Raw genomic sequence first — 18,346 nt, forward strand, 5'->3', positions numbered from 1 at the left:
ATCTCGCCGGAGATCCGCCGCGAGTTCGCGGTGGTCGGCGCGGGGCTGACCGCGCTGGCGGTGCCCGCCTCGCTGGGGCTGGGCTGGGCGGCGGCACCCTGGCCGATGGTGCTGGCGGCGGTCGCGATCGGCGTCGCCGGGCTCTGGGCCGACACCACCCGGGCGGCCGTGGTGCACGCCGGAGCCGCCACCGTGGTCGGGTTCCTCGGGGCCGGTGCCGCGTTGAGCCGACCGGCGCTGACCGCCGCCACCCTGGCGACGTTGATGCTGGCGGGCGTACTGGTGGCGCTCGCGCCCCGGGTACGGATCGCCCCGGCCGCCGCCGACGTCCTCTCCGGCTGGGCGGCCGGCGGCGCGGCGTTCGCGCTGCCCGGCGCGGTCGCCGCGTTCGTCGCGGCCACCGAGCCGTCCGGGCCGGTGCTCACCCCGGCGGTGCAGCGGGAGCTGACGGTGCCGATCCTGGCGGCGGGTTTCCTCGCCGTCTGCGTCACCCTCGGCTACGCGGCGGTGATGCAGGTGTCGCAGCGGCACCTGAGCCTGCCGCACGCCGTCGGCACCGGGCTGGGCGCGCTGGCGGTGATCGGGGCCGCCTTCTTCGCCCCGGGCCGCACGGCCGCCGACGCCTGGCTCGGCGGGCTGGTGCTGGTCGCCACCCTGCTGCTGCTCTTCGCCGGCCGGATCGACGCGCGTCGCCCGTCGGATCTGGCGTTCGACGGTGCCGACCTGGCCGCCGCCGCCGTCACCACGGCGCTGATCGCCACCCTCGCCCGGATCACGGCGGTCATCTCGCCCGGCGGGCAGCTCGCGGTCGCCGCCGTGCTGGTGCTGGTGGTCGCCGTCGCCGCGCGGGCGATGCCCGAGGAGTGGCGACGCGGACCGGTGCTCGGCATCGCCGTCGGCGCCGCCCTGATCGGGGTGCTGGCCGGCTGGTCGGCGCTGCGCGGCGGGGTGGGCGTGCTCGCCACCCCGGGTCCGATCTGGGCCGGCGACCTCACCGGTTGGCCGGCCGCGCCGACCGGCGGATCGACCTGGCAGGCCCCCGTCGCGCTGGCGCTGCTCGCGCTGGCCGCCGCGATCCTGCTCCCCACCCCCTGGAAGTACGACGTGGCAGGGATCGGCGTGGTGCTGGCCACCGTCGGCGTCCCGGCCGCCTTCGACCTGCCGTGGTGGTCCCCCGTCCTGGTGGGGCTGACCGTCGCCACCGTCTTCGGCACGGCCGCAGTGGCCTCCGCCGACCCCCGCGCCGGGCTGTCCCGGGCCACCGTCGCCGGGGTGGTCGCGCTGCACGCCGCCGGGGCCGGGTTGGTCCGCCCGTGGACCACCGCGCTCGCCCTGGGCGGCATCGCGCTGATCGGCCTGACCGTCGCGGCGATGGCCCGTTCCCTGGCCCCCTCGCTGGTCGAGGACGTCGAGACCGAGGGGATGCCGCCGCACCTGGTGCAGATCGGTGGCCTGGCGACGGCCGCCGCGCTGCTCGCGCTCCCCGGCGCGGTGGCCGCGCTGGCCGCCGAGTTCGGCCACGGGGCACAGGTGGTGCTGACCGCCGCGCTGGCCGCGTCCAGCTTCGGGCTCGCCGCGGTGGCCGCCGTCCGCCGGCAGGTCCCGCAGTATCTGCCGTACGCGAGCGCGGCGGTCGCCGGTGGGGCGACCGTCAGCGCCGTCGCCGCCATCTTCGTCGACCTACCCTCCGGGGTGTTCGCCGCCGCGGCGGCGCTGCTCGGCGTCCTCGCCGAACTGGTCCGGGCGGCGACCGTGCCACCGGTCGGGTCCGCCCAGCCGACCCGCCGCTGGGCGGTCCTGCTGGACGGTGCGCTGCGCCGGCTGCCCGACGACGGTACGCAGCGACGCTGGCGGATCGACCCGGCCGCCGGGGCGCTGGCCGCCGCGGCCGTGCCCACCGTGCTGGCCCTGGTGTCCCTCGCGCCGCTGCTGTTCGTGGCGCTGGTCGAGCCGCACCGGATGCTCGCCCACGTCTGGCAGGGGCCGCCGCCGCAGCTGCGGACCCCGCCACCGGAACTGGTGGACCCGACGCACGTGCTCACCGCGCTGCTGCTCACCGGCACCGCCGCGCTGGCCGCCATCGGTCTGGCCGGTGGCCGCCGGTCCCGGGCGGTGCCGGTGGTGCTGCCCGGTCTCGCGGTGACGCTGCTGATCACCCCGATCGCGCTGGGCATGGCGTGGCCGCAGAACGCCCTGGCCGCTCTCGCCGTCTTCACCATCTCGATGCTGGGTCTCGCGTTGACCCCGCCGCCCCCGCTGGCCGAGCGGGCCCGGTCGCTGCGGCTGGCCCGGGTACTGGTCTTCGTCATCGGGCTGGCCGCTGGCGGTGCGGGGCTCGCCGGCAGCCTCGCCAGCGAGGGGCTGACCCTGTTCACCCTGGGTGGCGCGGTCGGCGTCGGGGTGGTCGCCGCGCTCTTCGGCACCACCGGGCGGGCCCGCATCCTCGGCTGGCTGTTCGCCTCGCTGATGGCGCAGCTCTTCGTGCTCACCGCCGGTCTGGTGGCCGGCTTCCCCGCCGTCTGGTCGGCGTTCGGGGTGCTCGCGGTGGGCGCGGCGTTGCAGGTCTTCGCCGCGACGCTGCCCCGGCTACGGCGACCCGAGGCACAACGGGAGGCCGCCACGGTCGAGTGGAGCGGGTACGCCGCCGCGCTCATCGCCCTGGCGTTGGCGTTCGACTCGCCCCGGCACATCGCCGCCCTGCTCGCCGCCTGGGGTGCCGTGCTGGGTGTGGCCGCGATCCGACCGGGGCGACGACCGGTGGAACGGCGGATCCTGTTCTGGGCGGTGGTCGCCTGCGAGATCGTCGCCTGGTGGATCATGATGCTGGTCGCCGACGTGGCGCTGCCCGAGGCGTACACGTTGCCGTTCGCGGCGCTCGCCCTGCTGGTCGGCATCCTCGAACTACGCGACCGCCCCGACCTGTCGAGCTGGGTGGCGTACGGCCCGGCGCTGATCGCGGCGTTCGTGCCGACGCTGGCGATCGTGCTGGCCACCGACTCCAGCATGCTGCGCCAGGTGCTGCTGCTGCTCGGCGCGGTCGCGGTCCTGGTGTACGGATCGACCAGCCGGCAGCAGGCCCCGGTCATCGTCGGCGCGGCGGTGACCGCGATCGCGGCGGTGCACGCCCTGTTCAGCCTCGGCCCGTGGCTGGTGCTCATCCCGGTCGGCCTGGTGCTGCTGGTGCTCGGGGCGAGCAACGAACGCCGCCGCCGCGCCCAGGACCGGCTCCAGACCGCCCTGCGCTCCATGAGATGAATCGGAGGGTCACGGCGGGGTCGGACGTGGTCGGGCTCAGTGGGCCGGGTGGTCGTGGACGTGCACACCCCGGCCGGGTGGTCGTGGACGTGCACACCCCGGCCGGGTGATCGTGGGCGGGTGCACCCCGGCCGGGCGCGGGCCGGGCGGTCATGTGCCGGTCGGAACGGCCCAGGACGGGCCACGGTGATCGACCCGCTTGGGGCGACGTTGCGGTGACGACGGGGTCGGATACCGCAACATCGGCCACATTGCGCGGGCAGCCCGCCTCCGGGGGCGGTCCCGCCCGAGGTCAGGTCAGGGAGGCGCGGAGGGCGGCGTCCTTCTCGGCGACCAGCTCCTCCAGGTCGGCCTGGAAGGCGGTCATCCGGGCGCGCAGGGCCGGGTCGGTCGCGGCCAGGATGCGGACCGCGAGCAGGCCGGCGTTGCGGGCGTTGCCGATCGACACGGTGGCCACCGGAATCCCCGCCGGCATCTGCACGATGGACAACAGCGAGTCCATCCCGTCCAGGTGCTTCAGCGGCACCGGCACACCGATCACCGGCAGCGGGGTGACGGAGGCGACCATGCCGGGCAGCGCGGCGGCCCCGCCCGCCCCGGCGATGATGACCTTCAGTCCCCGGTCGGCGGCGTCCCGGCCGTACTCGATCATCTTGACCGGGGTGCGGTGCGCGGAGATCACCGCCACCTCGTACGGGACGTCGAACTCGTCCAGGGTGGCGGCGGCGGCCTTCATCACCGGCCAGTCCGAGTCGCTGCCCATGATCAGCCCGACGGTGCTCACCCGTGCCCCTCCCGCAGCCAGCGGGCGGCCCGCGCCGCCCGCGCCCGTACGTCGTCCAGGTCGTCGCCGAGCACCGTGACGTGCCCGATCTTGCGGCCGGGTCGGACCTGCTTGCCGTACAGGTGGACCCGGGCACCCGGTTCGGCGGCGAAGAGGTGGTGCAGCCGCTCGTCGAGGGAGATCCCGCCCGGCTCGCCGCCGAGCACGTTCGCCATCACCACCACCGGGGCGGCGAGCGAGGTGTCCCCCATCGGGTAGTCGAGCACCGCCCGCAGGTGCTGCTCGAACTGGGAGGTCCGGGCCCCCTCGATGGTCCAGTGCCCGGAGTTGTGCGGGCGCATCGCCAGCTCGTTGACGACGAGCCCGGCGTCGGTCTGGAACAGCTCCACCGCCAGCAGGCCGACCACACCGAGCGCGGTGGCCAGGTCGATGGCGAGCTGCTGGGCGGCGACGGCCAGTTCCTCCACCAGGTCGGGCGCGGGGGCGAGCACCTCGACGCAGATCCCGTCCCGCTGCACGGTCTCCACCACCGGATAGACGGCGACCTGCCCGAACGGCGAGCGGGCCACCTGCACCGCCAGCTCCCGGCGCAGCGGCACCCGCTCCTCGACGAGCAGCGGGGTGCCGCCGGCGAGCAGGGTCGCGGCCAGCTCGGCGGCCTGCCCGGCGTCGTCGACCAGCCACACACCGCGCCCGTCGTAGCCGCCCCGGGCCGCCTTGAGCACCACCGGCCAGCCGTGCTCCGCGCCGAAGGCGAGCAGGTCGGCCGGGTCGTCCACCGGCCGCCAGGCCGGGTTGGGGGCGCCCAGCGTGCCGAGCCGTTCCCGCATCACCCGCTTGTCCTGGGCGTGCAGCAACGCGTCGGCGGGTGGGAACAGCTTCACGCCCTCGGCGGCGAGGGTGCGGATGTGCTCGGTCGGGACGTGCTCGTGGTCGAAGGTGACCACGTCGCAGCCCTTGGCGAAGGTACGCAGCGCGGCGACGTCGGTGTGGTCGCCGTACTGCACGTCGGCGGCGACGAGCGCGGCGCCGTCGTCGGGGGCGAGCGCCAGCACACGCAGTGACTGGCCGAGGGCGATGGCGGCCTGGTGGGTCATCCGGGCCAGTTGGCCGCCACCCACCATGCCGACGACGGGCAGACCGGTACGGGAGTCCATAGCGCCGCCAGCCTAACCGGGCCGGCCCGCCGGCCGACCCGAGGGCCACCCCCGGCGGTCGGACCGGCCACGCCCGACCGCCGGCCCGGCCGCCGGAGGCCGTCGGGAGCCGGAGGACTCCGGGCGGGCTCAGCCGAGCTGGGCGACCAGGTCGTCGACCGAGGTCACCGGCCGCTGGCAGACGAACCCCCGGCAGACGTACGCGGTGGGCCGCCCGTCGACCAGCGGCCGGTCGGCGAGCAGCGGCACGCCGGGCTGGTCGGGCCGGCCGGCGACCACCACCGCGCCGGGTGGGGCGTGCCGGTGCGCGGCGGCGACCAGCGGGTCCCCGGCCGGGTCGTCGGTGACCACCGCGATCTCGTACGGCCCGGACAGCAGCGCCTCGCCCGTGGTGGCCGCGTACCCGGTGAACCGGGCGTGCCGGCCGACGATCGGCGCGACCGTGGACAGGGCCGCCTCGGCCGCCTCCCGGTAGCGGCTCTCCCCGCTCAACGCCGCGTACGCGGTCAGCGCCGCCGCGACCGCCGACCGGCCCGACGGGGTGGCGTTGTCGGTCGGGTCGGCCGGCCGGGCGACCAGGCGTTCGGCGTCGTCGGCGGTGTCGTAGAAGCCGCCGTCGGGGGCGGCGAACCGGGCCAGCGCGACGTCGAGCAGGCCACCGGCCAGTTCCAGCCAGCGTCCCTCGCCGGTGAGCTGGTGCAGCGCGCAGAACGCCTCGGCGACGCAGCCGTAGTCCTCCAGCACGCCGGCCGGCTCGCCGACGACGCCGTCCCGGGAGGCCCGCCGCAGCCGGCCGTCGACCAGGTGCACGTCGGCCAGGTGGGTGGCGGCGTCGCGCAGCGCCCCGTCGGCGACGATGGCGATCCCGTCCATCAGGTTGGCGTCCTCGTCGTCGGAGGTCACCCGGACGGCGACGACCTGGAGGAACTCGACGAGCGCGGTGATCGCCAGGCCGTTCCAGGCGGCCACCACCTTGTCGTCGCGGGCCGGTTGGGGGCGGGTGTCCCGGGCGGCCAGCAGCCGGCCCACCACGCTGCGCCAGCGGTCCCGGATCTCCGGGTCGGCGTCGTCGACGTCCCGGGCGAGCCGCAGCACGCTGGTGCCGGCGGTGCCGTGCCCGGCCGCGTCCGAGCCGGCGGCCGGGCGGGGTTCGAAGGTGCCGACCTCGGTGACGTCGAAGAGGTCGGCGGCCCAGCGGCCGTCGTCCTCGCCGAGCGCCGCGACGAGCTGCGCGGGGGTCCAGACGTAGGTGAGGCCCTCCACCCCGTCGGTGTCGGCGTCGAGCGCGGAGGCGAAACCGCCGCCGGGGCGGTGCAGTTCGTCGGCGAGGAACCGGGCGGTGTCCCGGGCCACCCGGCGGGCCAGCGGGTCGCCGGTGAGCCGCCACAGCTGGGTGTAGACCCGCAGCAGCAGGGCGTTGTCGTAGAGCATCTTCTCGAAGTGCGGCACCGTCCAGTGGGCGTCCACCGAGTAGCGGGCGAACCCGCCGGCGAGCTGGTCGTGCAGGCCGCCCCGGGCCATCGCCTCGGCGGTGTGCCGGACGATCTCCAGGCTGCGCGTCGAGCCGGTGCGTTGGTGGTGCCGGAGCAGGAAGAGCAGGTTCATGTGCGGGGGGAACTTCGGTGCGCCCCCGAAGCCGGCGTTGGTCTCGTCGTACTCGGCGGCGAGCTGGTCGGCGGCGGCGTCGAGCAGTCCGGCGGTGAGCGGGGCGGTGGGGCCGCCGACGGCCTGGGCGCCGCCGATGGCCTCGACCACCGCGGCGCCCTGCCGCAGTACGGCCTCCCGCTGCTCCCGCCACGCGGTGCCTACCGATTCCAGCAGCCGGACGAAGTTGGGCTTCGGGAAATAGGTGCCGCAGAAGAACGGGGTGCCGTCGGGGGTGGCGAAGACCGTCATCGGCCACCCGCCCTGGCCGGTCATCGCCTGGGTGGCGGTCATGTAGACGGCGTCGACGTCGGGGCGTTCCTCACGGTCCACCTTGATCGCCACGAAGCCGGCGTTGACCAGCGCGCCGACCGTCTCGTCCTCGAACGACTCGTGGGCCATCACGTGGCACCAGTGGCAGGCGGCGTAGCCGACCGAGATGAGCACCGGGACGTCGCGCCGACGGGCCTCGGCGAACGCCTCGTCGCACCACGGCCACCAGTCGACCGGATTGTCGGCGTGCTGGAGCAGGTACGGCGAGGTGGCCTGGGCGAGTCGGTTCACCCGACGACCCTATCCACCCCCGGCGCACCCGCCGGGGCAACCGTCCCGCCGAAACCGGGCCTTCCCCCGTTCACATTCATCGTCTTTGATCTGTGCGGGTGCGGTGACCGGCACCGCCCTGCGAGGAGGTACCCCATGCGCGGTTCCCGTCTCCTGTCGGCGCTCACGTCGGTCGCGGTGGTGGCGGCGGTGTTCAGCACCGCCGCCCCCGCCTCGGCCGCGGTGGACCCCGGCACCCGGGTCTCGGCGACCACCGTGGTCGGCACGCACAACGCGTACGAACGCGGGACGTACACCTATCTGGCGCAGGCGCTCGACGCCCGCCCCGGCCTGATCGAGCTGGACGTCTGGCCGGACATCATCACCAAGCAGTGGCGGGTCAGCCACTCCAACCCGCTGGGCAACGACAACAACTGCGTCGCCGCCACCACCCCCGCGCAGCTCTACACCGGCACCCGCAACAAGAACCTGGAGAACTGCCTGGACGACATCCGACTCTGGTTCGACGCCCACCCCGACGCCGGGCCGCTCCAGCTCAAACTGGAGCTGAAGACCGGTTTCAGCAGCCGTACCGGGCAGGGGCCGGTGCAGCTCGACGCGGTGCTCGCCGCCCGGCTCGGCAGCCGGGTGTTCCGCCCCGCCGACCTGCGCGGCGGGTACGCCACCCTGGACGCCGCCGCCCGCGCGAACGCCTGGCCGACCCGGGGGCAGCTCGCCGGGAAGGTGATCGTGGAGCTGATCCCGGGCACCGTCGAGGAGGGCAACCCGACCGACACCCTGTGGACCGACATCGAGTACGCCCAGCACCTCGTCGGCCTGGCGGCGGCCGGCACCCTCGGCCAGGCGCAGGCGTTCCCGGCGGTGCACCGGGCCCAGTCCGGCGACCCGCGCACCAGGTACGCCGACACCGGCCTGCGCCCGTGGTTCGTGCTGTTCGACGGTGACGCCAGCGCGTACGTCACCGGCGGCATCGACACCTCCTGGTACGACACCAACCACTACCTGCTGGTGATGACCGACGCGCAGAACGTCCCACCGGCGGTCGGCAACACCGACCCGACGGCCGCCCGCGCCCGGCTCGCCCAGCTCGCCGCCGCCCACGCCAGCGTCGCATCGGCCGACTGGGCGGCCCTGCCGGCGGTGGTCGGCGAGGTGGTCTCCCGGGGTTGACCGGGCGACTCTGCGCTGTGTCGCCGATGTAGCGGTGTCCCTCCACCGGGATACCGCTACATCGGCGACCTTGAGTCGATCACGCCCGACGGGGACGGGCGCGCCCGGTCAGGAGGCGCCGTCGGCGCGCAGCGGGAAGACGTTCGACTCGGCGGAGTCGCGCAGCGAACCGAGCACCGCGCCGATCTTGTCGGCGGGCATCGGCTTGAAGAAGTGGTAGCCCTGGGCGGCGGTGCAGCCCAACGCCACCAGCGCGGCCCGCTGCTCGGCCGTCTCCACCCCCTCGGCGACCACCCGCAACCCCAGCTCGTGGGCGAGCCCCACGGTGGCCCGGACGATCGCCGCCGCCTCCGGCGAGTCGGCCATCCGGATCACGAAGGAGCGGTCCACCTTCAACTCGTCCACCGCGATCCGGGTCACGAACGACAGCGACGAGAATCCGGTGCCGAAGTCGTCGACGGCCAGCTGGACACCCATCGTGCGCAGGGTCGCCAGCACCTCGTCGATCACCTCCAGCTCGCTCATCACCACCGTCTCGGTGATCTCCAGGACCAGCTTGTGCGCCGGCACCTGGTGCCGGCGCAGCGCGTCGGCGATCTCCGCCGGCAGCCGGGGGTCGAGCAGGCTGCGCGCCGAGAGGTTCACCGAGATCGGCACGTCCAGCCCGTCCCGGGCCCACCCGGCGGCCACCGAGAGCGCCTTGTCCAGCACGTACCGGGTGAACGTGCCGAGCTGTTCGCTGTTCTCCACCGGGCGGATGAAGTCGGCCGGGCCGAGCCAGCCCCGCCGGGGGTGCTGCCAGCGGATCAGCGCCTCCACCCCGGTCGGTGCGCCGGTGGCCAGGTCGACCGCCGGTTGCAGGGCCAGCACCAGCTGGTCGTCGGCCTGCAACGCCTCCCGCAGCTCGGCCAGCAGGGCCAGCTGGTCCGTGCTGGCGGCGTCCCGGGTGCTGTCGTACGCGGCGACGCTGCCGCCGCCCTCCTTCGCCTGGTACATGGCGATGTCGGCCCGGCGCAGCAGCTCGGTCAGGTCGGCGGTGCCCGCCCCGGCCACCACCACCCCCACCGAGACCTCCACCGACATCCGCACCCCGGCCACCTCGGTCGGCACGGCCAGCCGCTCGGCGATCTCCCGGGCCTGCCGCAGCGCGTACGCCATCGGGGCGGCCCGGTCGCCGATCACCGGGACCGACGTCAGCAGCAGCGCGAACTCGTCGCCGCCGAGCCGGGCGAGCAGGTCACCGGGACGGGCCAGGGTGCCCAGCCGGTTGCCGGTGAGCCGCAGCAACTGGTCACCGGCGGCGTGCCCGAGGGTGTCGTTGACCTCTTTGAACTGGTTGATGTCGAGCAGCAGCAGAGCCACCGGATGATCGTGGGCGAGCTGCCGCAACGCCTGGTCGCCCTTGCTCAGCATGGCCGTCCGGTTGACCAGCCCGGTCAACGCGTCGTGCACCGCGTCATACGACGAGCGGGCGCTGACCAGCCGCAGCTCCCGGTGGGTGGCCGCGTCGTGCAGGGCGGCGGCCAGGGCGTCGGAGTAGGCCGCCAGCGCGTCCCGTTCCCGGTCGTCCGGCGGCCCGGAGACGGGGAACCGGACCCGGATCTGCCCGACCTGCACGTCACCGACGGCCAGCGGGCGGACGAGTTCGTGGGAGTCCGGGGCCGCGCCGGCGGGTGGCCCGGCCTCCCGGTCCCGTAGCCGGCCCGAGGAGTCACCCCGGTAGCGCCGCCACCGGCCGTCGCCCCGGGCCACGTCCACGTCGACCAGTTCCGCGCCGAACAGGGCCAGCGCGCCGGTCACCGCGGCGGTGGCCACCCCCCGCTCGTCGAGCTGGTTGAGCGCGGCGGTGGCCTCGGCGAACGCGCGCCAGGTGCGCTGTTCCTGGTCGGCGCGCAGCCGGTGCCGGTAGGTCTGCTGGAGCAGCCAGAGCAGCGGCGGGAGCAGCAGCAGCCAGCGCGGGTCGACCTCCAGCAACGCCACCACGACCAGCCCGACCATCACGTTGCCGACGAACATCAGCACCTTGCCGCGCAGCGCGACGAGCAGTGCCGGGCCGACCGCCACGCCGTGCCGCAGGGCCAGGGTGGCACCGCCCAGCCCGGCGGTGGTGAGCAGGTAGGTGACCGCACCGGCGACGAGGGCGGGCACGAGCGTCGGGGTGGGGCCGGCCAGGAACGGCTCACCCAGCGCGGTGGCGACGACGACGGCGAGCGCGGTGGCCGCGGTCAGCGAGGCGGCGATCCGGACCAGTTCCACCGGGGGACGGCGGTCGGCGGCCAGCGACATCGCCGTCCAGGCCGCGCCGGTGCCGAGCAGCGCGGCGGCCGGCAGCCAGCCGGCCGGCGCCAGGTAGAGGCAGACGATCAGGGCGGCCTCGCCCCAGGTGATGCTCACCATGCCGGTGGCGGTGCGGAACCGCAGCCGGGCGAGCTGGGCCAGGGCGAACACGGCCGCGACGATGCCGAACCGGGCGACGGCCGGGAGCGGATCGTCGGCCGGCAGGGCGGTGGGCAGGCGCAGGCCGACCAGCACCGCCACCAGGGCGGTCACCGTCACCGCGAGGGTGAGGACGCGCACCCGCAGCGGAGTCTCCGGCGGCGTCGGCCCGTCGTCGGACGCGCCGGCCCTGCCGGAGGTCACCGCCCGGCTCCGTCCGCGGGGCCGTCGACGGCGCGACGGACGAACGCGGCTACGACGGTCATGGCACCCCCTCCCGCGCACGGCTCAGGGACTTTCGTCCCCCGGCGGAAGGCTAAGCCAATCCGGGTGGCCGCAACAGGGGGCGACGACCCGGATCGGCGTGATTCACGCTCCGGTCACCCCACTCAGGGCTGCTGGTGGCCGCTGGGCGGGTTCGTACGTGATTCCTGCCCCGTCGTCCCGTCCGACGGACCGGTAGCCGACGAATCGGTCCCGACCGGACCACCCTGGTGGGGGAACCGCTCGGGCAGCCGACGCAGCCGGGAGTTCATGTTGCGGATGAGCAGGACGGTGGCGGTGCCGAGGAGCACGATGAGGAAGAGGCCCATCGGCCCGGCCAGGCCGCCCGTGCGGGTGTCACCGAAGTTGTTCTCCGCGAGCACCTGGACAGCGTTCAGCATGGTGTTTTCTCCGATGTGCGGTGGAGTGTCAGCGTAGCCCCGCACCCCGGTCACCCGGCATGGGCGGCTTCGCGTACCCCGGCGAACAGGTCGGATTCCGGCAGCGGGGAGTCGACCGTCGAACGGACGAGCTGGAAGTCCTCCGTCGGCCAGGCGCGCTGCTGCAACTCGATCGGCACGTGGAACCAGAAGCCGTCCGGGTCGACCTGGGTGGCGTGGGCGCGCAGCGCGTCGTCGCGGACCGGGAAGTATTCGGCGCACTCGACCCGGGTGGTGATCCGGGTGCCCTTGTCCGGCCGCTCGTCCCACCGCTTGAGCCACTCGTCGTACGGCGAGGTGAGGCCGGCGGCCAGCATGCCCTCGTGCAGGGCGGTGATCTTGCCCTTGGAGAAGCCGATGTCGTAGTAGAGCTTCAACGGCTGCCAGGGGGTGCCCAGCTCCGGGTAGCGGTCGGGGTCGCCGGCCGCGTCGAACGCCGCCACGCTGACCCGGTGGCACATGATGTGGTCGGGGTGCGGGTAGCCGCCGTCCTCGTCGTAGGTGGTGACGACGTGCGGCCGGAACTCCCGCATCAGCTTCACCAGCGGCCCGGCCGCCACCTCGACGTCCTGGAGGGCGAAGCACCCCTCGGGCAGCGGCGGCAGCGGGTCGCCCTCGGGCAGGCCCGAGTCGACGAAGCCCAGCCAGGCCTGCTCGACGCCGAGGACGGCACGCGCGGCGTCCATCTCGGCCCGCCGGATCTCGCCGATGTTGGCCCACACCTCGGGGCGGTCCAGCTTGGGGTTGAGCACGCTGCCCCGCTCACCGCCGGTGCAGGTCACGACCAGCACGTCCACCCCCTCGGCGACGTACTTCGCCATGGTGGCGGCGCCCTTGCTGGACTCGTCGTCCGGGTGTGCGTGCACGGCCATGAGCCGCAGCTTCTCTGCCAACGTGGGCGCTCCTCGTCTGTGCCCGTCGGCGGCCCGCTCCGGGTCGCTCGCCCGACCTGTCGTGGTGACCTGCCGGCGCGGTTGCCGACCTGCCGGGCCGGGCTCGGCCCCGGGCTGGGAAGATGGACCCTGTCATTCTTGCCGATGCCGCCGACAACAACGCCAGGAGATACCCGCCGGTGACCGAGACGCACGCCACAGTTCCCTCGGCCGCGCCGGTGTTCCCGCCCGGCCGGTACGGACGCCGGCGGGAGCCCGAGCGCCGCCGCCCCCTGCTGCGCTGGGTGCTGGCGGCGGCCCTGACCGCCGGTCTGGTGCTGGCCTCGACGCAGCTCTACCAGCGCTACGGCGACCCGGAGTACAAGCCCGAGGTGATCACCTACACCGATGTCGACGACACCGGCGTCCGGGTCGACTTCCGGGTGACCGTGCCTGCGGGCGGTGCGGCGGTGTGCCTGGTCCGGGCCCGCTCGCACGCCGGGGCCGAGGTGGGCCACGAGGAGGTCACGGTGACGGCGGCCCCCGGCCAGCGGCACGTCACCACCCGGCACCGGGTCAGCACCACCGAACGCCCGTTCATCGGCGAGGTGGTCCGCTGCCGTCCGGCCGGCTGAGCGGCGACGGGACCGGGCCCCGGGTCGCGGCGGGCCGCCGGCCGTCCCCCGGCCGGGTGATCGACGACGCCCGGGAGTGCGGTCCACTGGTAGGTTGGTAAGTCACCTGTCAGCCAGCACGCACATCCGAGGAGTACGCCTGTGTCCACCAATGACCACAAGGCGCCCGCCACCTGGCTGTCCCAGGACGCGCACGACCGCCTCCAGGCCGAGCTCGACGAGCTGATCGCCAACCGGCCGGTCATCGCCGCCGAGATCAACGCCCGGCGGGAAGAGGGCGACCTGCGGGAGAACGGTGGCTACCACGCCGCACGCGAGGAGCAGGGCAAGGCCGAGGGCCGCATCCTCTACCTCAAGGAACTGCTGCGCACCGCCCAGGTCGGCGAGGCGCCGACCGCCGACGTGGTGGCACCGGGCATGGTCGTGACGATCTACTTCGACGACGACGAGGGCGACACCGAGACGTTCCTGCTCGGGTCGCGGGAGATCGCCGCCACCACCGAGCTGACGGTCTACAGCCCCGAGTCGGCGCTCGGCAAGGCCATCCTGGGCGGCCGTCCCGGTCAGGCGTGCACCTACACCGCGCCCAGCGGGGCGGACATCAAGGTGACGATCGTCAGCTTCGAGCCGTTCTCCGGCTGAGCCGCGCCGCCGCCGGGTCCACCGGCCCCGGCGGCGTCCCCCGCCACCCGCCGGGGCGTGACGTCCGGCTCACGCCTCGGCCGTGAGGGCCACCTGGTAACCGCTGGCCCGCAGTGCGCTGATCAGCGTGTCGGAGTGCTCGACGCCCCGGGTCTCCACCGACAGGGCCACCTCCACCTCGCCGAGCCGCAGGTGCGGGTTGGCCCGCTGGTGCTCCACGTCGACCACGTTCGCCCGGTGCTCGGCGATCTCGGTGAGCAGCGAGGCGAGCTGACCGGGCCGGTCCGAGCAGCGGACGGTGACCCGCAGGTAGCGGCCGGCGGCGGCGAGACCGTGCTCGATCACCCGCATCATCAGCAGCGGGTCGATGTTGCCGCCGGAGAGCACCGCCACCGTCGGGGTCCGCACCTGCACCGCACCGGCGAGCAGCGCGGCCACCCCGACCGCCCCGGCCGGCTCGACCACCTGCTTGCCCCGTTCCAGCAGCATCAGCAGCGCCCGGGAGATGTCCTCCTCGGCGACGGTGACCATCTCGTCGACCAGCTTGCGGACGTGGTTGAAGGTGATCTCCCCGGGCCGGCCGACCGCGATGCCGTCGGCGATCGTGGCGAACGCCGGCAGCCGGACGGGTTCCCCGGCGGCCAGGGAGGGCGGGAACGCGGCGGCGCTTTCCGCCTGGACGCCGATGATCCGGACGTCGGGCCGCAGCGCCTTCGCGGCCACCGCCATCCCGGAGATCAGGCCGCCACCGCCGACCCCCGTGATGATCGTCTCGACCTCGGGGCACTGTTCGAGGATCTCCAACGCGACGGTGCCCTGCCCGGCGATCACGTCCGGATGGTCGAACGGGTGGATGAACACCGCGCCGGTCCGCTCCGCGAAGGTCTGCGCGGCCACCAGCGACTCGTCGACGGTGTTGCCGATCAGCTCGATCCGCGCGCCGTACCCCTTGGTGGCGGCCACCTTCGGCAGCGGCGCGTTGACCGGCATGAACACGGTGGCGTGGGTGCCGACCAGGCCGGCGGCGAGCGCCACCCCCTGGGCGTGGTTGCCCGCGCTGGCCGCGACCACGCCCCGCTCCCGCTCCCGCGCCGACAGCCGGGAGATCCGCACGTACGCGCCGCGCACCTTGTACGAGCCGGCGCGTTGCAGGTTCTCGCACTTGAGCCAGACCGGGCCGGCCAGCGCCGCGCTCAGCGGCCGGGACGGCTCCAGCGGGGTGGTCCGGGTGACCCCGGCGAGCAGTTCCCGGGCGGCCCGTACGTCGGCGAGGTCGACCAGTTCCGTCATGCCCCGATCGTGCCACCAGCCTTCGGCCCGACGGCCGGGGAGGGCGTGTCGACCCGGGGGTAGCCGGGGGCGTGCCGGGTCCACGGGGCCTGCATCTCGAACTGCCCGGCCACCCCGAGCAGCAGCAGCTCCGAGCCGGGCGGGCCGACCAGTTGCGCGGCGACCGGCAGGCCGTCCGGGCGGCGACCCACCGGCACCACGATCGACGGCAGGCCGGCGACGTTCCACGGGGCGGCGAACGGGGCGTACCGGATGTTGGTCTTCATGTTCGCCAGCCAGGAGCGGCCGGACCAGGAGGTGGCCTCCGGCGGCGGCCCGGCCAGCGCCGGGGTGAGCAGCAGGTCGATCCCGTGGTCGGTGAAGAAGCCGACGGAGCGGTCCCGCCAGGCGGCCCGGTCGGCCTCCCGCACGTACCCCCGGCGTTGCGCCCACTCCCCCAGCGCGACGTGCCGGCGGCTGCGTCGTTGCAGGCCGCGCCGGTCGATGCCGGCGGCCCGCACGTCGGCCGCGGCGGCGGCGAGCCAGGTGGCGATGCCCTGGAGGCCGAGCGAGGTCGGGTAGACCGGGTCGGCGGGCACGGTGTCGTGGCCGGCGGCGGCGAGCAGGCGGCCGGCGGCGGCCACCGCGTCCCGGTTGGGGGCGTCCGGCGCGACGCCGCGCACCGGGGAGCGCAGCGACACGCCGACCCGCAGCCGGGACGGCGGGACCAGCTTGTCGGGGCGACGCCCGGCGAGCACCTGGAAGCCGACGGCGGCGTCGGCGACCGTGGTGGTGAGCATGCCGTGCTCGGTCAGCCCGAACCAGTCCTCCGCGCCGAGCTGGCACGGGACCACGCCCCGGCCGGGCTTGAGCCCGACCAGGCCGCAGCAGGCGGCCGGGATGCGGATCGAGCCGAGCCCGTCGTTGCCGTGCGCGATCGGCACCAGCCCGGCCGCGACCGCCGCGGCGGCCCCGCCGGAGGAGCCGCCGGGGGTGTACCGCAGGTCCCACGGGTTGCGGGTGACGGCGGTCGCGTCGTCGGTGATCGCCCAGAGTCCCAGCTCCGGCATCCGGGTCACCCCGAGGATCACCGCGCCCGCGCCGCGCAGCCGGCGCACCACCTCGTGGTCGGCCTCCGCCACCCCGGTACGCGCGGCGACCGACCCGTTCCAGGTGGGCAGGCCGGCGACCGGGGTGTTCTCCTTGACCGCCACCGGCACCCCGGCGAGCGGGAGGTTCGCCAGCTCCTCCTGCTCGTCGACCTTCTCCGCCTCGGTGATCGCCTCGCCGCCCCGGACCACCCGGAACGCGCAGAGGGCGCCGTCGACCCGGCCGACGTGGTCCAGGTGGTCGGCGACGACCTGGGTGGCGGAGACGTCACCCCGGCGTACGCCCCGGGCGATCTGCTTGGCGGTCGCCCCCACCCAGGTCGGCATGATGTCCTGCACGGCCACCTCTTCCCAGCCCGCGGTCAGCCCAGCGCCTGCTCCAGATCGGCGAGCAGGTCGTCGACCGTCTCGATGCCGACAGACAGTCGCACGAGATCGCCGGGAACTTCAAGCGGCGAGCCGGCGGCACTTGCGTGTGTCATCCGGCCCGGGTGCTCGATCAGGGACTCCACCCCGCCGAGCGACTCGGCGAGGACGAACAGCCGGGCCCGGTTGCAGATCTCCACGGCGTGCTCCTCGCCGCCGGCCGCCCGGAAGGAGATCATCCCGCCGAACCGGCGCATCTGCTTGGCGGCCACCTCGTGCCCGGGGTGCGCCGGCAGGCCCGGGTAGATGACCTGGGCGACCTTGGCGTGACCGTCGAGGAAGGCGGCGATCCGCTCGGCGTTGTCGCAGTGCCGGTCCATCCGTACCCCGAGGGTCTTGATGCCGCGCAGGGTGAGCCAGGCGTCGAACGGGCCGTTGATCGCGCCCATCGCGTTCTGGTGGTAGCGCAGCTCGTCGCCGAGGGTCGGATCGGCGACGATCAACGCGCCACCGACCACGTCGGAGTGCCCGCCGACGTACTTCGTGGTGGAGTGCACCACCACGTCCGCGCCGTGCGCGAGCGGCTGCTGGAGGTACGGCGAGGCGAACGTGTTGTCGACCGCCAGCAGCGCCCCGGCCTCGTGCGCGACCCCGGCCAGGGTGGCGATGTCGGCGATGCCGAGCAGCGGGTTCGTCGGCGTCTCCACCCAGACGATCTTCGTCTCGGGGCGGATCGCCGCCCGGACCGAGTCGACGTCGGAGACCTTCGCCGGGGTGTACGTCAGCCCCCACCGCTCGGCGACCCTGGCGAACAGCCGGTACGTGCCGCCGTACGCGTCGTCGGGGATCACCACGTGGTCGCCGGGCGAGCAGACCGTCCGCAGCAGGGTGTCCTCGGCGGCCAGGCCGCTGGCGAAGGCGAGCCCGACCCGGCCCCCCTCCAGCGCGGCCAGGCACTCCTGGAGGGCGTCGCGGGTGGGGTTGCCGGAGCGGCTGTACTCGTAGCCCTGCCGGGGCGCGCCGACGGCGTCCTGGGCGTACGTGCTGGTCTGGTAGATCGGGGGGATCACCGCGCCGGTGCGGGCCTCCGGGTCCTGGCCGGCGTGGATGGCGAGCGTCTCGAAGCCGTGACTCATCCCGCAGACGTTAGTCCGCCGCGCACTCCCGCCGGCCGGAACCCGCCCCCGCTCATCCCGCGCCTGCGCCCCGGCGGCGTCCGCTCCGCGTGGTGGGCGGGCGTGCGGGGCCTTAGGCTGCGCGGGTGAGCGGGTGTGTGTTCTGCGGGATCGTGGCCGGGGAGGTGCCGGCGTTCCGGGTGGCCGACGAGCCGGACGGGGTGGCGTTCCTGGACACCCGGCCGGTGTTCAAGGGGCACGTCCTGGTGGTGCCCCGTACCCACCTGGTCACCCTGACCGACCTGCCGGCGGCCGACCTGCCCGGCTACTTCGGGCTGGTGCAGCGCCTCGCGGCGGCCGTGGAATCCGGTCTGGGGGCCGGCGGGACGTTCGTGGCGATGAACAACCGGGTGTCCCAGTCGGTGGCGCACCTGCACACCCACGTGGTGCCGCGGACGAAGGGCGACGGCCTGCGCGGCTTCTTCTGGCCGCGTACCCGCTACGCCGACGACGCCGAGGCGCGGTCCTTCGCCGAGCGGGTCGCCGCCGCCCTGGCCTGAACCCCGCCGACATTCGGCGGGCTCAGCGGGCGAGAGGCGCTGTTCAGCGGGTAAGGAAGCCGGG

Annotated in this window: 14 protein-coding genes; 5 read left to right on the forward strand and 9 right to left on the reverse strand. The window is 74.8% G+C overall.

All coding sequences use genetic code 11. From position 1 onward, the window contains the following. On the forward strand, positions 1–3,255 hold a 3,255-nt coding region (locus tag H1A17_RS12315; protein WP_375372811.1), incomplete at its 5' end, for an SCO7613 C-terminal domain-containing membrane protein. A gap of 292 nt (positions 3,256–3,547) precedes the next feature. Here the strand turns inward: H1A17_RS12315 and purE are convergent. From purE to H1A17_RS12330, 3 genes are all read right to left on the reverse strand, one after another. Beyond that, entirely contained in the window at positions 3,548–4,039 is a 492-nt protein-coding gene (gene purE, locus H1A17_RS12320) for a 5-(carboxyamino)imidazole ribonucleotide mutase (protein ID WP_145917978.1), read from the reverse strand. Continuing rightward, entirely contained in the window at positions 4,036–5,196 is a 1,161-nt protein-coding gene (locus H1A17_RS12325; protein WP_145917977.1) for a 5-(carboxyamino)imidazole ribonucleotide synthase, read from the reverse strand. The genes purE and H1A17_RS12325 overlap by 4 nt, the downstream gene beginning before the upstream one ends. A gap of 129 nt (positions 5,197–5,325) precedes the next feature. Next, on the reverse strand, positions 5,326–7,404 hold the full coding sequence (locus tag H1A17_RS12330) for a thioredoxin domain-containing protein (RefSeq protein WP_145917976.1): 2,079 nt from the start codon (positions 7,402–7,404) through the stop codon (positions 5,326–5,328). 135 nt (positions 7,405–7,539) lie between these two features. Here H1A17_RS12330 and H1A17_RS12335 point away from each other — a divergent pair, with 135 nt between their 5' ends. After that, positions 7,540–8,574 (forward strand): phosphatidylinositol-specific phospholipase C domain-containing protein, encoded by a 1,035-nt coding sequence (locus H1A17_RS12335; protein WP_194821916.1) that lies wholly within the window; start codon positions 7,540–7,542, stop codon positions 8,572–8,574. 108 nt (positions 8,575–8,682) lie between these two features. Here the strand turns inward: H1A17_RS12335 and H1A17_RS12340 are convergent, their stop codons facing one another. From H1A17_RS12340 to mca, 3 genes are all read right to left on the reverse strand, one after another. Then, positions 8,683–11,157 carry a bifunctional diguanylate cyclase/phosphodiesterase gene (locus H1A17_RS12340; RefSeq protein ID WP_228543416.1) on the reverse strand — a complete coding sequence of 825 codons (2,475 nt, stop codon included), beginning with the start codon at positions 11,155–11,157 and terminating at the stop codon, positions 8,683–8,685. 242 nt (positions 11,158–11,399) lie between these two features. Further along, positions 11,400–11,675 carry a hypothetical protein gene (locus H1A17_RS12345; RefSeq protein ID WP_088642912.1) on the reverse strand — a complete coding sequence of 92 codons (276 nt, stop codon included), beginning with the start codon at positions 11,673–11,675 and terminating at the stop codon, positions 11,400–11,402. Between the two features lie 50 nt (positions 11,676–11,725). Continuing rightward, positions 11,726–12,607 (reverse strand): mycothiol conjugate amidase Mca, encoded by an 882-nt coding sequence (gene mca, locus H1A17_RS12350; protein ID WP_145917973.1) that lies wholly within the window; start codon positions 12,605–12,607, stop codon positions 11,726–11,728. A gap of 179 nt (positions 12,608–12,786) precedes the next feature. On the opposite strand from mca, the gene H1A17_RS12355 reads away from it, so the two are divergent. Both H1A17_RS12355 and greA read left to right on the forward strand, forming a co-directional pair. After that, a complete protein-coding gene (locus H1A17_RS12355; RefSeq protein WP_194821917.1) occupies positions 12,787–13,221 on the forward strand; it encodes a DUF4307 domain-containing protein in 435 nt (144 codons plus the stop codon). Between the two features lie 141 nt (positions 13,222–13,362). After that, positions 13,363–13,863, forward strand: a complete 501-nt coding sequence (greA, locus tag H1A17_RS12360) for a transcription elongation factor GreA (protein ID WP_145917971.1) — start codon at positions 13,363–13,365, stop codon at positions 13,861–13,863. Positions 13,864–13,932: 69 nt separating this feature from the next. Here greA and ilvA read toward each other — a convergent pair whose 3' ends face one another. From ilvA to H1A17_RS12375, 3 genes are read right to left on the reverse strand one after another with little or no spacing between them, the layout of a single operon-like run. Beyond that, entirely contained in the window at positions 13,933–15,153 is a 1,221-nt protein-coding gene (gene ilvA, locus H1A17_RS12365) for a threonine ammonia-lyase (RefSeq protein WP_145917970.1), read from the reverse strand. After that, complete coding sequence (locus H1A17_RS12370) at positions 15,150–16,586, reverse strand: amidase (protein ID WP_194821918.1); 1,437 nt, start codon at positions 16,584–16,586, stop codon at positions 15,150–15,152. Before H1A17_RS12370 ends, ilvA begins: the two co-directional genes overlap by 4 nt. Positions 16,587–16,603: 17 nt before the next feature. After that, complete coding sequence (locus tag H1A17_RS12375; protein ID WP_145917968.1) at positions 16,604–17,743, reverse strand: cystathionine gamma-synthase; 1,140 nt, start codon at positions 17,741–17,743, stop codon at positions 16,604–16,606. A 125-nt stretch (positions 17,744–17,868) separates the two neighbouring features. Between H1A17_RS12375 and H1A17_RS12380 the strand changes: the two genes are divergently transcribed. After that, positions 17,869–18,282, forward strand: coding sequence for an HIT family protein (locus H1A17_RS12380; RefSeq protein ID WP_194821919.1), 414 nt, complete (start codon positions 17,869–17,871; stop codon positions 18,280–18,282). The last annotated feature ends 64 nt before the right edge of the window (positions 18,283–18,346 follow it).

Origin of the sequence: Micromonospora sp. S-DT3-3-22 (assembly GCF_015354745.1) — a bacterium.
Classification (GTDB): Bacteria; Actinomycetota; Actinomycetes; order Mycobacteriales; family Micromonosporaceae; genus Micromonospora; species Micromonospora wenchangensis.